20 protein-coding genes are annotated in these 13,600 nt (G+C 71.3%); 9 read left to right on the forward strand and 11 right to left on the reverse strand.

The features are described 5' to 3' along the window. The first annotated feature begins 105 nt into the window (after window positions 1-105). Complete coding sequence (locus ACGFI9_RS01435) at window positions 106-318, forward strand: hypothetical protein (protein ID WP_393173654.1); 213 nt, start codon at window positions 106-108, stop codon at window positions 316-318. 10 nt (window positions 319-328) lie between these two features. Here the strand turns inward: ACGFI9_RS01435 and ACGFI9_RS01440 are convergent, their stop codons facing one another. Continuing rightward, window positions 329-508 carry a hypothetical protein gene (locus ACGFI9_RS01440; RefSeq protein WP_393173656.1) on the reverse strand — a complete coding sequence of 60 codons (180 nt, stop codon included), beginning with the start codon at window positions 506-508 and terminating at the stop codon, window positions 329-331. 233 nt (window positions 509-741) lie between these two features. Here ACGFI9_RS01440 and ACGFI9_RS01445 point away from each other — a divergent pair, with 233 nt between their 5' ends. Both ACGFI9_RS01445 and ACGFI9_RS01450 read left to right on the forward strand, forming a co-directional pair. After that, window positions 742-1,401: an HNH endonuclease family protein gene (locus tag ACGFI9_RS01445; RefSeq protein ID WP_393173658.1), complete on the forward strand. Its 660-nt coding sequence runs from the start codon at window positions 742-744 to the stop codon at window positions 1,399-1,401. 108 nt (window positions 1,402-1,509) lie between these two features. Continuing rightward, complete coding sequence (locus tag ACGFI9_RS01450; RefSeq protein ID WP_393173660.1) at window positions 1,510-2,253, forward strand: SDR family NAD(P)-dependent oxidoreductase; 744 nt, start codon at window positions 1,510-1,512, stop codon at window positions 2,251-2,253. A 27-nt stretch (window positions 2,254-2,280) separates the two neighbouring features. Here the strand turns inward: ACGFI9_RS01450 and ACGFI9_RS01455 are convergent, their stop codons facing one another. Beyond that, window positions 2,281-2,991, reverse strand: a complete 711-nt coding sequence (locus ACGFI9_RS01455; RefSeq protein WP_393173662.1) for an aspartate/glutamate racemase family protein — start codon at window positions 2,989-2,991, stop codon at window positions 2,281-2,283. Between the two features lie 140 nt (window positions 2,992-3,131). Here ACGFI9_RS01455 and ACGFI9_RS01460 point away from each other — a divergent pair, with 140 nt between their 5' ends. The 4 genes from ACGFI9_RS01460 (at window position 3,132) to ACGFI9_RS01475 (ending at window position 4,731) form a co-directional block, all read left to right on the forward strand. Then, on the forward strand, window positions 3,132-3,686 hold the full coding sequence (locus ACGFI9_RS01460) for a hypothetical protein (protein WP_393173664.1): 555 nt from the start codon (window positions 3,132-3,134) through the stop codon (window positions 3,684-3,686). 176 nt (window positions 3,687-3,862) lie between these two features. Beyond that, on the forward strand, window positions 3,863-4,048 hold the full coding sequence (locus ACGFI9_RS01465; protein WP_393173666.1) for a hypothetical protein: 186 nt from the start codon (window positions 3,863-3,865) through the stop codon (window positions 4,046-4,048). 78 nt (window positions 4,049-4,126) lie between these two features. Then, on the forward strand, window positions 4,127-4,423 hold the full coding sequence (locus ACGFI9_RS01470; RefSeq protein ID WP_393173668.1) for a hypothetical protein: 297 nt from the start codon (window positions 4,127-4,129) through the stop codon (window positions 4,421-4,423). Beyond that, window positions 4,420-4,731 (forward strand): hypothetical protein, encoded by a 312-nt coding sequence (locus ACGFI9_RS01475; RefSeq protein ID WP_393173670.1) that lies wholly within the window; start codon window positions 4,420-4,422, stop codon window positions 4,729-4,731. The genes ACGFI9_RS01470 and ACGFI9_RS01475 overlap by 4 nt, the downstream gene beginning before the upstream one ends. A 302-nt stretch (window positions 4,732-5,033) precedes the next feature. Here the strand turns inward: ACGFI9_RS01475 and ACGFI9_RS01480 are convergent, their stop codons facing one another. From ACGFI9_RS01480 to ACGFI9_RS01520, 9 genes are all read right to left on the reverse strand, one after another. After that, entirely contained in the window at window positions 5,034-7,160 is a 2,127-nt protein-coding gene (locus ACGFI9_RS01480; RefSeq protein ID WP_393173672.1) for a hypothetical protein, read from the reverse strand. A gap of 67 nt (window positions 7,161-7,227) precedes the next feature. Further along, window positions 7,228-7,416, reverse strand: a complete 189-nt coding sequence (locus ACGFI9_RS01485; RefSeq protein WP_393173674.1) for a hypothetical protein — start codon at window positions 7,414-7,416, stop codon at window positions 7,228-7,230. A 5-nt stretch (window positions 7,417-7,421) separates the two neighbouring features. Next, complete coding sequence (locus ACGFI9_RS01490; RefSeq protein ID WP_393173676.1) at window positions 7,422-8,879, reverse strand: phage major capsid protein; 1,458 nt, start codon at window positions 8,877-8,879, stop codon at window positions 7,422-7,424. Between the two features lie 167 nt (window positions 8,880-9,046). Beyond that, window positions 9,047-9,328 carry a hypothetical protein gene (locus tag ACGFI9_RS01495; RefSeq protein ID WP_393173678.1) on the reverse strand — a complete coding sequence of 94 codons (282 nt, stop codon included), beginning with the start codon at window positions 9,326-9,328 and terminating at the stop codon, window positions 9,047-9,049. Next, window positions 9,325-9,558 carry a hypothetical protein gene (locus ACGFI9_RS01500; RefSeq protein WP_393173680.1) on the reverse strand — a complete coding sequence of 78 codons (234 nt, stop codon included), beginning with the start codon at window positions 9,556-9,558 and terminating at the stop codon, window positions 9,325-9,327. The genes ACGFI9_RS01495 and ACGFI9_RS01500 overlap by 4 nt, the downstream gene beginning before the upstream one ends. Before the next feature lie 432 nt (window positions 9,559-9,990). Beyond that, the gene (locus tag ACGFI9_RS01505) at window positions 9,991-10,203 is read right to left on the reverse strand and encodes a hypothetical protein (RefSeq protein WP_393173682.1); all 213 of its coding nucleotides are present in this window, start codon (window positions 10,201-10,203) and stop codon (window positions 9,991-9,993) included. Next, the gene (locus ACGFI9_RS01510) at window positions 10,200-11,315 is read right to left on the reverse strand and encodes an AAA family ATPase (RefSeq protein ID WP_393173684.1); all 1,116 of its coding nucleotides are present in this window, start codon (window positions 11,313-11,315) and stop codon (window positions 10,200-10,202) included. The genes ACGFI9_RS01505 and ACGFI9_RS01510 overlap by 4 nt, the downstream gene beginning before the upstream one ends. A 113-nt stretch (window positions 11,316-11,428) precedes the next feature. Continuing rightward, on the reverse strand, window positions 11,429-11,698 hold the full coding sequence (locus ACGFI9_RS01515) for a hypothetical protein (RefSeq protein ID WP_393173686.1): 270 nt from the start codon (window positions 11,696-11,698) through the stop codon (window positions 11,429-11,431). A gap of 11 nt (window positions 11,699-11,709) precedes the next feature. After that, entirely contained in the window at window positions 11,710-11,898 is a 189-nt protein-coding gene (locus ACGFI9_RS01520) for a helix-turn-helix transcriptional regulator (protein WP_393173688.1), read from the reverse strand. Between the two features lie 142 nt (window positions 11,899-12,040). On the opposite strand from ACGFI9_RS01520, the gene ACGFI9_RS01525 reads away from it, so the two are divergent. Together ACGFI9_RS01525 and ACGFI9_RS01530 are read left to right on the forward strand one after the other, a co-directional pair. Continuing rightward, window positions 12,041-12,466, forward strand: coding sequence for a helix-turn-helix domain-containing protein (locus ACGFI9_RS01525; RefSeq protein WP_393173690.1), 426 nt, complete (start codon window positions 12,041-12,043; stop codon window positions 12,464-12,466). 31 nt (window positions 12,467-12,497) lie between these two features. Then, the gene (locus tag ACGFI9_RS01530; RefSeq protein ID WP_393173692.1) at window positions 12,498-13,559 is read left to right on the forward strand and encodes a tyrosine-type recombinase/integrase; all 1,062 of its coding nucleotides are present in this window, start codon (window positions 12,498-12,500) and stop codon (window positions 13,557-13,559) included. The last annotated feature ends 41 nt before the right edge of the window (window positions 13,560-13,600 follow it).

Here is a 13,600-nt window from a genome sequence, read left to right on the forward strand (position 1 = left end):
GGGGCGGCTGATCGGCTCCGACGTCCCGGGTCAACGGCGCCATCGGGCGCCAGCCGCGGGGACACCTGGGGTATCCGGACGTCGCCGTAGCCGTAGGGTGCCCGGGTGGCCCGGTTCAGCATGATGGCGCGCGTCGACGACGCGCAGGAGGTCGCCGACGCGGCGGCCTGGATCGACCGGCACCGGAACGAGCTGGCCTCGGTCACCGAGGCGGGCTGTGGCTGCTGCGTACGGACCTGGCTGATCGAGGGGCCTCGGGAACTCGCCGACACCGTCCCCTGGCGGCTCACCGCCGAGACGGACTGGGACGGCGACTGACCCCCTGACCTCAGTCGAGGCCGCGAAGGATGTTCGGCTCCACGTCGTCCTCGCCGAAGCAGCGGTGCATCACCAGCGCTCGGGCCCACAGTTCCAGGCTGCTCGGCGGCTCGGCCGAACGCGCACCGGCCGGCGCGCGTACGGCCATGGTCGGGTCCGGCGGAACCTGCGATGCCGTGTCGTCGGTCATCTCCGCCCCCTTTCCTCGTACCCTCATGCTCACCCCGATGCCGCGATACGGCATCTCCCGGACTGCGTCGGCGCAGCGGAGAGGGGTTGGAGTCGTGGTCGACCCGGGGCTCGCGGTCGGACAAGGGCCAGCGTACGCCAGCGGCTCACGCGGCGTTCACGGAAATTGATCTAGACCGTTACTTCCATGCTGGTCTATATAGGTGCCACTATCCCCCGTTCGGACGGAGCACCATGACCCGCACCCTGCCCGCCACGGCCATCAGCCTTGCCGCGATCCTGGCCGCCACCCTCGGCCTCACCCAGCCCGCCTGGGCCGCCAGCTACTCCGCCTCCCTCACCACCGCCGTCGCCGGCCTGCCCGTCGCCACCGAGGTCCGCACCGGCTACAGCCGCGACCTGTTCCCCCACTGGATCGACGCCGACGGCGACGGCTGCAACACCCGCAACGAGGTCCTCCTCGCCGAGGCCGTCTCCGCGCCCACCGTCAGCGGCACCTGCACCCTCTCCGGTGGCCGCTGGTACTCCTACTACGACAACGCCTACTGGACGCTGACCAGCGACCTCGACATCGACCACATGGTCCCGCTGGCCGAGGCCTGGGACTCCGGCGCCCGCAACTGGACCACCAGCCGCCGCCAGGCGTACGCCAACGACCTCGGCGACGGCCGAGCCCTCGCCGCGGTCACCGACAACGTCAACCAGGCCAAGGGTGACCAGGACCCGGCCACCTGGATGCCCCCGTACGCCTCCGCGCGCTGCCGCTACCTCAACGAGTGGGTCGCGGTGAAGATCCGCTGGCGGCTCACCGTCGACAGCGCGGAGAAGAGCGCGCTGACCAGCTGGGCGAACAACTGCCCCAACGTCACCATCTCCGTCACCTACGCGTACTGATCGCCCCGCCGAGCCGGCCCGCCACCGTACGGGCCGGCTCCGGCGGCTTGACTTCGAGAACGCTCCGCCTCCTAGCGTCCTGGCCATGAGTGCGTGGAGGCTGCCCCGATGAGGGTGCTGGTGACCGGCGGGACGAGCGGGCTGGGCCTGGCCATGGCATCCGCCCTGGCGAACGCGGGGGCGACGGTCGCGCTGACCGGCCGATCCGGCGCGCGGGCGAGCGCGGTCGCCGCCGCGCTGCCCGGGGCGGTCGGCGTCGAGCTGGACGTACGGGACGAGGCGTCCGTGGCCCGGGCGGTCGACCAGGCGTGGTCGCGGCTCGGCGGCATCGACATGCTGGTGAACAACGCCGGCATCGGCATGCGTACGGTCAACCCGCGCTTCATGACCGAGCCGCAGGGCTTCTGGGACGTGCCGGTCGAGGGCTTCCGCGCGGTGATCGACACCAACCTGACCGGCTACTTCCTGGTGGCGCGGGAGGTCACGCCGCGGATGCTGGCCGCCGGCGGGGGCCGCATCATCAACATCTCGGTGAGCGATTCGACCATGCGCCGCGCCGGGTTCGTCCCGTACGGGCCGTCGCGCGCCGGCAGCGAGTCGCTGTCCCGGATCATGGCCGCCGACCTGCGGGACACCGGCGTCACCGTCAACCTGCTGCTGCCCGGCGGCGCGACGGTCACGGGAATGCTGCCCCTCGACTCCGTGCCCGAGGGGCAGCGGTTCCTGGAGCCCGCTGTGATGGGCCCGCCGATCGTGTGGCTGGCGTCCGACGAGGCGGCCGGCGTCCACGACGAGCGCATCGTCGCCGCCGACTTCGAGCGCTGGCTGCGCGACCGTACGGGCAGCGGGTGACCCGGGCGCCGGCCGGCCGGGCCCGGCTCATGCTGTGGTTTCGACCAGTTTCCCCAGCGCGAGGTCGACGGCGGCCTCGACGTGGAGGCGGGAGGTGGGGAACACCGGGACCGGGCTGTCCGCCGGCGAGATCAGCAGTTCGATCTCGGTGCAGCCGAGGATGACGCCCTGGGCGCCGGACGCGACGAGCCGGTCGATGACGTCCCGATAGGTCTGCCGCGAGGAGTCGCGGACCTCGCCGAGGCACAGCTCCTGGTAGATGATGCGGTGGACGTCGGCGCGGTCCTCGGCGTCGGGCACGATCACCCGCAGGCCGTGCCGGGTCAGCCGATCCCGGTAGAAGTCCTGTTCCATGGTGAAGGCGGTACCGAGCAGGCCCACGCTGTCGAGCCCGGCCGCGCCGACCGCGGCGGCGGTGGCGTCAGCCAGGTGCAGCAGCGGGATGTCGACGGCGGCCTGGACCTGGTCGGCGACCTTGTGCATGGTGTTCGTGCAGAGGAGCAGAAGGTCGGCGCCCGCGGCCTGCACGGCCACGGCCGCCTGTCCGAGCAGGCGGCCGGCCTCCTCCCACTGCCCCGTGGTCTGCAACTGCTCGACCTCGGCGAAGTCGACCGAGTAGAGCACACACCGGGCCGAGTGCAGGCCGCCCAGGCGCTCGCGCACCAACTCGTTGGCCAGCCGGTAGTAGTGCGCGCTGGACTCCCAGCTCATCCCGCCGAGCATTCCGATGGTCAGCATGTCTTTCCGCCAGCCGTGCGTGTGATGCCACCTGCCCGGCCGCTGCAGCACGGCCTCGTCGGCAGCGGTCGAGGGGCCAAACCCTACCGGAAGCGCGACACAGCCGACCCGACCGCCGCCGCAGCGGCTTGAATAGCAACATGCAGGTCAGCAAGGACGGGCGGAGCTGGCGGATCGGCACCGCCGCCGACGTGGACTGGATCGCCGGCCACACCACGAGCGGTCTGTCGATCACCACCGCCATCCCACCGGTCTTCGACGCCTACGCCACCACGTACCCGGCTGACGACGTCGACGCCGCCGCCCACGAGGCTGCCCTGGTGCACGACCTGGTCACACACACCCCCGAACAGCCCTGGTGGCTGGCGTACCTCGACACCGGCGCCCACGACGTCGTCTTTCCGCACGCCCCCAGGGTGTCGCTCTACTGGGACTGGCCGTACGTCCTCGTCGAGGCCGGGCCCGCGCAGGCCCTCGGCTGGCGGACCGGCCACATGCGCGGCCCCGGACCGCTGCCCGACCTGTTCTTCCCGGCCGACCGGTCGTGGCTGGTCTCCGCGCTCTGGGACGACACCTGGACCTGCGTCGGCGGCCCGGAACCGCTGATCGACGCCCTGTTGCGCAACCCGCTGGCGAACGCCCGCCGGGTCGAACCCGACCAGGACTCGCTCCCGCCGGGACTCACCCGCGAGTGATCCCTGGCCTGGACGGCGGCGGCGTCACTTGGCGTTGAAGAGATCTGGGCAGGCTCGCCACCTGCGGTGATGGCCAAATCTGGCCTGTGAGCAGGGAAAGCAGCCCTTAGTGGCTCTCACTGACTCGCATCACCTCACGGTGGCATGTGCCCAAGATGTGCCCACGAGGGGACGCCATGCGGAAAGTGCTCGCCCGGTTGTATGCGGCTCTGGCCTTCGCGTTGGTAGTCGGGATCATGGGGGTCCTCAACGCGTCCGCCGTGCTCGCCCGGGACAACCTGGCGGCCGTGACCGTCCTCGTGACCGCCGCCGTTTGGATCCCGCTGCATCTCATTCCCGCCGCCCGACAGCGGCGGCGCTGACCCAAAACCCAAGGCGGGCCCGGCAGGTGCTGGAACACCTGTTGCCCGGGCCCTTGATCGCCCCGTGGAGGCGACCCAATGGAGAAGACTACCGACCCTGCCCAGGTCCAGCACCCGGTGTGGTGCATCAAGGGCACCCTCTGCACCCAGGACGGGATCCACCACTCCCGCCCGCTCACCGCCAACTCCGGCGACGCCCACGACTCCATCCGGCTCTGGCTGGAGCGGGCGTGGAGCCTCACCGACCCGTCGCTCGTGCTGGAGAGCACCGTCGACGGGGAGGTCAGCTACACCTACATGCCGCTCGCGCAGGGCCGGGTGCTGCGGCACCAGCTCGGCCGGCTGCTCGACCTCTCGAAGGACGGCCAGCGGTGAGCCGGCCGGACCGCTGGTGGCGGCCGACCACCCAGCGCCGGCCACCGCTGCGGGCACGGCAGCGCCGGATGTACACCGAGCAGGAGATGACCGCCACGTTTGACACCGGCTACGAGTGCGGGCAGGGCGACGAGCGGAAGCGGCACGATCAGCAGGACGAGTGGCTGCGCCGAGTCCTCGATGCGTACGACGCGGGCCCGGACGCGGTGACGGCGCTGGCGCAGGAGGTCGGTGTGATGCCGGCCGACGCCGCCGATCAGCTCGTCGACGAGCTGGAGCGGTGGCTGCGCGGGCAGGGCGACGGGTGACGGTCCGCCGCGGGGATCGGCTGGTCTGGGAGCACCCCGACTGGCCGGTCCCGCTCCACATCACAGTGGTGCGGGTGGCCCGTGACGGCACCTGGTGCGACATCGACGTGCGCATGTTGACGTCGCAGTGGTCGCGGCGCACGGCACTTCCGCTGCCGAGTCGCTGCCGCCCCGACAACTCAACCGACGAGTGACAGACGGGTGCGCTTCCCAGAGCCGGGAAGCGCACCCCTCTCGCTTCGGTCCGGGTCCGGCGGGACCGGTCGGCCCCGGTGGACCACCCGGGCGGGGCTGGCCGGGGCTCACCGGCGGACCAGGGCGGCGAGCTGGTCGCCCGTGATCCGGTCGTACCGGATCAGCTCCTCCCGCACGGCCTGCACGTCGGCGCGGCGGTCGGCGAGGATCTTTTGGGCATCGCGTAGAGCGGCGGGGAAACCGGCGATGCCCACCAGCTCGTACGCCTGCTGGGTGTCGTGGGTGTGCCGCGGCCCGAAGATGTGTCCGAGATCGGCCACCCAGCCGGCCAGGGAAACCACCGCGTCCGTGTGGGGGTCCACACAGCGGACCATCGTGCAGCCGTACTGGTGGCCTGCCGGCAGTGCCGGCAGGCCAGCCCGGGCGACTTCATCCGGCCGCATGGTGACGGCCACCCAGGCGACCTCAGCGCCGAGCGTTACCGCGGTAACGGCATGGCTGGCCTCGTGGTGGGCGATCCGGCGCCGCAGGTCGGGAGTGAGCCCGACGGCGACGGCCGGGTGGACGCGACACGCGGCCGGGGCGCTGCCCATGATGGCGGCGATCTTGTCGCCGGTGAGCACTTCGTGTTCGAGCAGGGCGGCGGCCACAGCGGCGATGTCACTGCGCCGGCTGGCCAGGATCGCCGCGGCGTCCCGCATGGCGGCGGGGAAACCGGCGATGCCCACCAGCTCGTACGCCTGCTGGGTGTCGTGGGTGGACTCCTGCGGCCTGAGGTGGCCACCGGATCCCATCCAGCCGGCCAGGGAAACCACCGCGTCCGTGTGGGGGTCACCAGAGGCGAACTGCGTGCCGCCGTAGCCCGGCCCGGCGTCCAAATCGGCCCAGTCGACGGTGCAGCCGAGGGCCAACGCGACGACAGCGTGACACGCCTCGTGGTGGGCCAGCCAGCGCAGTTCGTCGGGCGTCCACTGGTTCACCGCGGCCAGGTGCACCCGCCACGCCGCATGGTCGCCCAACTGCGTGTCGTCGGCCAGGTTGACGTCCACGGCCTGCTCGTAGCGGCCGTTCGCGGCGATCGACGTTGCGTCCTCGGCGGTGGCCTCGGACCCGTCGATCCTGCGTACGGTGACCCGGTTGCGGAGGAGAAAGTCGTCGTCGGTCGGCTCCAGCGGCGGCGCCACCTGCCCTGCGTTCATGTCCAGGGTCAGGGTGGTGGGTTGGTTGTATCGGCGGGCGCGGGGCAGGTAGCCGAGCCCGAACCCGAGCTCGTGCAGTACGCCGAGGTCGGCCTCTTCGCACTGCCGGTACAGGTCCAGCGGTGTGCCGACCGGCTGCACACCCATCATCACCTCGTCGGCTGGGTCGACGGCCGGGATGTTCAACGCGACGCCGTCCTCCGCGCACAGCCGGGCCAGGCGTGCGGTGGCTGCCTCGCCGAACCATCCATCGATCGCGGCGTGGCTGGCCGCGGTGTTCCAATACAGCTCGGGTGGCGGCGGATACTCCGTGAAGACGCTCAGGTGCCCGCACAGCATCGGCTGCGTTGACGTTGCCCTGGTGGTGTTGACCCCGACCCGGGCGATGCCGGCGAGGGTGCCCGACACGGTGGTGAACTGCTCGTAGCCGTAATCGATGATGTACCGCCAGCCGACCGAGATGGTGCCGGGCGCCGACTGCCACACGGAAAAGGTCACGAATCCGATGCCAGGGACGAACGGCGGCAGGATCGTTGTCGACGCCCCGGCCGTGTTGTACGCCACGACCGAGACGGTGAGGCCAACCGGGTCGAAGATCACCCGCCAGCGGACGTAGGTGCCGCCCGGCGTGTCCACCTCGAAGATCACGAAGGAACCTGTGATCGTGGCCCGGTCGTAGATCGACATCGCGGCGACCGACCAGCCCGACACCGTCGCCGCCGTGACGGATCCGGGAACCGACGCGGCTAGGCTGCCGCCGCCGGCCAGGTCGGCAACCGGCCCGCTGCCCCGCGTGCCGTCGTTGCCACCCAGCACGCCGTCGCCACCGGGCACCAGAACGGGAATCGCGCCGAAGGACACCGTGCCGGCAACGGACATCGGGGAGTGGCCGGCAAAGGCGCTCGCAGCAACCGTGGCGCTGTCGCCATCCTCCATGGGCCAGTAGGCGATGGCGGCGGCGGCCAGGCTGCGACGCAGCGGTGATCGTGCCGGTGACCCCTGGACGACCCTGCGCGGGCCTACGGGGAAAGTCATGTTGCCTCTTCTGCTCGCCGGGCGGGTGCGGCAGGTGTCTCACTCCGAGACACCTGCCGCACGTCCGCTACATCTGCCGGTCGCCGGATCCGACGCCGGAACCCGCCGGCGCCGCGTCCAGGACCTTGTCGCCGTCGTCGACCGTGACGGCACGCTCGGCCGCCGCCTTGTCGGCGGCCTGGACGCGGTGAACGGTGCGATGCCCGTTCGCCGCCTCCACCAGCACCTCGTACGGCTGTGCCTGCTTGGCTGCCATGGCGGTCAGCTCGAGTGGTTGGTGAGCCGGAACGCGTCGGCGACCAGCACGTCACCACCGGTCCGGAAGTGGAAGTACCAACCCCGCTCGCCCGTGGGGCGCCGGTTCGCGCCGATCACAGCCTGGATCGGGACGAGGATGGTGCCGACCCGGTCCACGATCGCGTACTGCTGGAAGTCACCCGACAGGACCGTGTAGTCGTTGGCGGCGGCGCCGAGGGTGCCGTCCATCGAACTGTTCTCGATCACCTGCCAGCCCAGCGCGGTCGGCGGGTTCGTCGAGTCGTTGATGATCGAGTAGTTCAGGCCGGACGCCTGCGGAAGCTGCCGGTACCCGTTGATGATCGACAGGTTCATCATGAACCGGGCGCGGGGCCGCCAGCGGGCCGGCAGGGCGGCCTGGTTGTTGTACAGGTCCGCCTGCGCCAGCACGTTCGTGGCGGTGGCGATGACGCTGCCACCCACCGCCGACACGGCGGTGATGATGCCCTTCGGCTGGCCGGAGCCGGTGCCGACCGTGAACGCGTTCGCCTCGAGCTGCGCCTTCGCGTCGGCGAACAGCATGCCGACCTCGCGGGCGATGTTGGTGTCCTCGTCCAGCTCGTACGACGCCTGGACGTAGGCGGCACCCTTGAACGCGGTTACCGGCGGCTGCGCGAGGGTCGGCGAGTCGTCGGAGACTTCCGCCGCCTCAGCGTCCCACGACGCCGTGACACCGGCGGAGGTCACGAACCGCTTCTCGTTGTAGGCGGTCTGCACGACCCGGGCCACCCGGCGCATCGGGTCGACGCTGCCCGCCGAGCTGATGATGATGTTCGGGTCCAGCTCGTACGGGGCGAGGAACCCGCCGGCCGAGCCGGTGCCCAGGTTCATCGCGCGGGTGAGCTCGGTGACGCGCCGGTACGCGGACCGCTGCGCGTCGTCCCACTCGTAATGGCCGGAGGTGGGGTCGCGGAACACCGCGGCGAACGCCCGGAAGTAGTCCGGGTCCGAGGCCGTGACGGTGTACCGGGCCAGGGCGGCGGCCGGGTCCTTGTCGGCCTCGATCGCCCGGGTCGCCATCTCGCGGGCGGTGTCGGGCAGCCGCTCGCACCGCTCGATCGCGGTCACCGCGCGGGAGCGCATCACACCGGCGTTCTGGTCGTCCTGGCCGGGCGCCCACGGGTTCGCCCGGGTCATCACCTGCACCCGCTTCCCCCGCTCGAACGGCGTGCCCGCCTCCGCGCCGAGGGCACCGGAGCCCATGCCCTCCTCGATGGCGTCGCGCCACTCGTCGCTGAGCCGGCTGATCTCTTCGTCGGCGTTGCTGGCGCCGGCCATCAGCCGCTCGACGCGCGTCAGCTGGCCATCCGTCGGCTCGTCGCCGGCAGAGCGCAGCAGCTCGTCGGCCTCGCTCTTGAGCCGCTTGAACTTGTCCCGCGCGGCGTCCAGCTCGGCGCGGATGACGTTGATGGGGCGTGCCATAGGTCTACTCCTCAGGAAGGCACGGTCAATGGATCTGCCTTGCTCCTGGGAGGCCCGTAGGCGGCCCTGGTCGGATGCTCGCGCCGGTATGTGGCGGCCAGGCGGGAGGCTTGCGCGGCCCGCGGGACCGACCCCGGGCGCGGCCCGGTGGCTGAATCCATCGTAGATCACTGGTCTGTCAATTCGCCCGGGTCGTCGGGCACCTGCCGCGCCATGTCGCGCTCCAGCGGCAGCATGTAGGCGTCCTCGGCGAACACCGCCGGGTCGACCACCGCCAGGGGCCGGCCGGCCCAGGTGAACCGCAGCAACCCGTCTTCCTCGCGGACCCGGATGCCGTGCTCGCCGGTCTCCCGGATGTACGCGATCCGCTGGTCCCGGTCCTCTGCCGGCAGGCTGGCCATCGACTCCGCGAGGATGTACCGCAGCCGGGCAGCCATCAGCACGTTCATGCGGCATCACCCTCCGGGCGGCGGAAGCTGGCCCACACCCGGGGATCCGGCCGCCACGGGGCACCCTCCCGGGCCGTCGCCACCGCCTGGGCGTCCACCACCCAACCCGACTGGAACGGGATCCCCTCCCGCTTCAGCCACCGGTGCAGCTTCCCCGTGCCGTCCGCCGTGGCGAAGGTGCGCCGCTCCCGACGACCCGACTCCGGATCAGTCCACGACACGTAGATCATGGTTCGCTCCTTCCTCTGCCGTGACGCCCGTGACACGTCACGCGCGTCACGGTCACGTGACGGATGCCCGGCCACCCGGGGGGTGGCGGTACGACGCAAAACCGCAGGTCGATGACCCTCAGCCTTCCGTCAGGCGGATATCCCCCCGCGACGCCGTGACGCCGGGCGTAACGGCACCCCGTCACGATCTTCCGCACACAGAAACGCGCCATGGAAGGCGATGGGTCGCGGGGAAGGCTGATCACGACTGCCCCCCTCCCCCCATGCCCTGCCCATCACGCCGGCCTGTTGGCTGCTGGTCGTGATGTGTGGTGCGTGTGGCTTGGCGCAGCAGTCGGGTGCTCTCCCTGACCAGGGCGGCTGTTGCGCGTAGGAGTTCGGCCATGGCGCGTACCTGCTCGGCGGTGGCCTGCTCGCTGTGCTGCTGGGTTGTCACGGCGTCACGTTCGGGACTGCGGTGAGGCGGGGCCGGCCGGGGGTGCGGGGGCAGGGCACGTTGTGGACGGCCACCGGGTTCCACTCTCCCCCGGGTTCGACGTGGATCCCGAGTCCTCCGGCGCAGTCGGGGCAGGGCTCGACGTCGGCGAGGGCTGCCCGGAGTTCGTCGAGTTCGATCAGGTATCCCGTGCTGGTGATGGCGGTCATGCTGCGTCTCCCTGGTTGGTCGAAGGGTGCGGCGAAGGGAGCGAAGAGAGCGGGGACACGGAGTCCGCACCCTTCGCGCTGTTCGCGCTCCCTTGGAGGTCGAGAACCCACATCCATCCGGCGTCGAAGGCACCCTTGCGGCTGGTCACGCCTGCCCGCTTCTTGGCCCGCTTGAGTGCGTCGCGGCTGAACCCGTTCTTGTCGCCGGCCTTGAACACGTCGACCGCTTCCGCTTCGCCGCCGTTGTCGGCGAGGTACGACCGCAGCCACGCGGCGCAGTCGTTGCGTTCGTCGCGGTCATCGCTGGCGGAGTCGTTGAGGATGTCCGACACGGTGCGGTCGGACTCCCCCAGCCACACCAGCCGGCCGACGTGCGCCGGGCCGAGCCGGGTCGGCACGGTGGTGTCCTCGATGGCGTACTGGAGCGACGGGAGGTCGAGCTTCCCGAGGCTGTTCTTCGTCTGCGTCATCACCCGGCCGCCGTCCTCCCGGTCGACGGCGAAGCCGAACACCGAGCGGGGCACGTTCTTGAAGGCGCCCGAGCCGGTGATGAGTGAGGACGGGTCGTTGCCGCTGCCCTTGTTGAAGTGGGCGATGCCGAGCACGACGCAGCGGGCGCGGTCGGCGAGGCGGGCGAGCGGGTCGAGGGCGGTCCGTACGTCCCGCTCCCGGTGGGTGTCGATCTTCGCGCCGATCGTCGACATGAGCGGGTCGAGCACCAGCAGCCCAGCGTGCAGCCGGCGGAGCTCTGCCTCCAGCCGGACGTTGTCTAGCGGCAGGGACAGCGTCGTGTCGAGCGCGTCGTCCTGGTAGACCTCGCACCGGAACACGATCGACAGGTCCGCGCCGGCCGCCATCAGCCGCGGCACGAGCGTGTGCTTCCACGAGTCCTCTACCGCCGCGTAGATCACGGGCCGGGGCTGGCCGTGGAGTTGCCCGGGCAGGGTGCCGCGGGTGATCTGCGCGGCGAGCCAGATCCCGAAGGACGACTTGCCGGTGCCCTCGCGGCCGGCGGCGACGGACAGCGACCCGGACGGGATGCGGCCCTCGCCGTTGTCCTCCCACGCCCACACCACCGGCTCCGGCTCGATGGCCGACGCCGGAGTCAGCACTAGGCGGCGAGCAGGTGCGGAATTCTCCGCAGGTGCGTCAGATGACGCAGTCGGTGGGCATCGGCAGTAGTCCGGCAGCAACTCCTGGCACACCGGGCAGAACTGGACGTCGCTCACGCGGCGGCCTCCCGGGCGGCCAGGTCCAGCGTCATGCCGCCGGCGGCGTACGGCACGGGCTCGCGGCGCCGATCGACGCCGAGCAGGTCGTCGAGCTGGGCAGCGATCCGCCGCCGGGCGTTGACCGGGTCGCCGCCGCGGCGCCAGAGCCAGCCCGGCACGGCGCGCTGCGGCTTGTCGGTCAGGTCGGTTACGCTGTCGGGGACGTGCTCGCCGGCCGTCGTGGCGCCCGTCCCGGAACCAGCCCCGGGGCGGGCGTTCGTCATCTGGGCCATCGTCAGGCCGCCGCCTTCGCCTGCTGGTCGAGCCACTTCTCCACGTCGGACCACCGGTAGCGCCGGTGCCGGCCCACCTTCGAGAACCGCGGGCCGGTTCCTCGGTACGACCACTGATCGAGGGTGGCCACCGGGACGCCGAGGAATTCCGCAACCTCCGCCGAGGTCGCGAGGGGCCGCCTGTCGGCCATCTTGCCTCCTGAGCAAGTCGCAATGCTTGTCGAGCAACTTTGGAAAGCCTCGCAATAGGTTCTGGCGCTTGTCAAGCAGACGCGCTATCTTGCTCGTGTGGCAAGCAGGCAGGATCACCCGACAGCCGTAGTCGCCCAACGCGTGCGAGAGCTACGTACTAGGTACGGGCTGACGGCAGAGCAGTTGGCGGAGCGGATGCGCGCGGTCGGCGTGCCGTTCGACAAGACGGTGGTGGCGAACCTCGAGACCGGCCGCCGGCGGTTCGTCACGGTGCAGGAGCTGCTGGCGTTGGCGTACGTGCTGAGCGTCGCCCCGGTGCACCTGCTCGTGCCGCCCTTGGATGCGGCCGAGTCGGACCGGGCTCCGTACCCGATCACGCCGGAGGGGCCGACTAGCGTGCCGAGCTTCGTGCGGGCGTGGATCCGTGGGCAGACGCCGATCGCCCGGGTTGACGCGCGGCGGTACTTCTCGGAGGTGCCGGAGGCGGAGTGGTCTCCGCCGGCTGGCACCTGGACGCCGGAGACCATCGATCGGCAGAGCCGGGCGGTCGGCGATGGCGACAGTTGAGCGCGATCCGACACGGCGGAAGACTCCGTACGTGGTTCGGTGGCGCGACCAGGCCGGCAAGCAGCGCAAGCGCGGGTTTGCCCGGAAGCTCGACGCTGACAGGTTCCGCGCCGAGGTCGAGCACAAGCTGAACAGCGGCACCTACGTCGACCCGGCCGCCGGGCGGGTGACGTTCGAGGCGTACGCCGAGCGGTGGCGGGCGATGCAGCCGCACCGGCCGAACACCGCCGCCCGCACCCGGTCGCAGCTCACGAAGCACGTCTACCCGGTGCTCGGCCCCCGGCCGCTCGCGCAGATCGTGGCCAGCGAGCTACAGGCGTTCGTGACCGGCCTGCCGGTCGCGCCGTCGTCGGTCCGGCCGATCTGGGCCACGGTGCGGGCGATCCTGTCGGCGGCTGTGCGGGACCGGGCGATCCCGTACGACCCGGCGGACCGGGTCAAGCTGCCCGAACTGCCCCGCCAGCAGATCACGCCGCTGACCGTCGAGCAGGTCGAGCGACTGGCCGGAAGAATTCTTCCGAGGTACCGGGCGCTGGTCGTGGTCGGCGCGGGCACCGGCCTGCGGCAGGGTGAGCTGTTCGGCTTGCAGGTCGCCGACGTCGACTTTCTCCGCCGCACGCTGACCGTCGACCGGCAGGTCCAGCCAGGTCCGAGCGGAACCGTGGTTCCGGGTCCGCTGAAGAACCGGCACAGCTACCGGACGCTGCCGGTCGGTCGGGTCGTGGTCGACGCCCTGGCGGCGCACCTCGAGGCCCACGGTTCCCGGAGCCGGGAGGCGTACGTGTTCCGGGACGACGACGGGCAGCCGCTGCACCGCAACCGATTCAACCGGGACGTGTGGGCGCCGGCCCGGACCGCGGCCGGGCTACCCGAGGTGACGTGCCACGACCTGAGGCACTTCTTCGCGTCGGTGCTGATCGGTGCCGGCCACAACCCGAAGGCGGTCGCCGAGCGGCTGGGCCACGCCGACCCGGCCATGACGCTGCGGGTGTACGCGCACCTCTGGCCGGACGACGACGACCGGACGCGCCAGGCGATCGACGACGTGTTCCGGCGCGATGTGCCCACCATGCGCCCAAGCAAGGAGGCGTGACACATGTTCGAGCAGGTCAGCGCACGTGCGCCGCCGTCGTA

Source organism: Micromonospora sp. NPDC048930, assembly GCF_043197935.1.
Taxonomy (GTDB): Bacteria; Actinomycetota; Actinomycetes; order Mycobacteriales; family Micromonosporaceae; genus Micromonospora.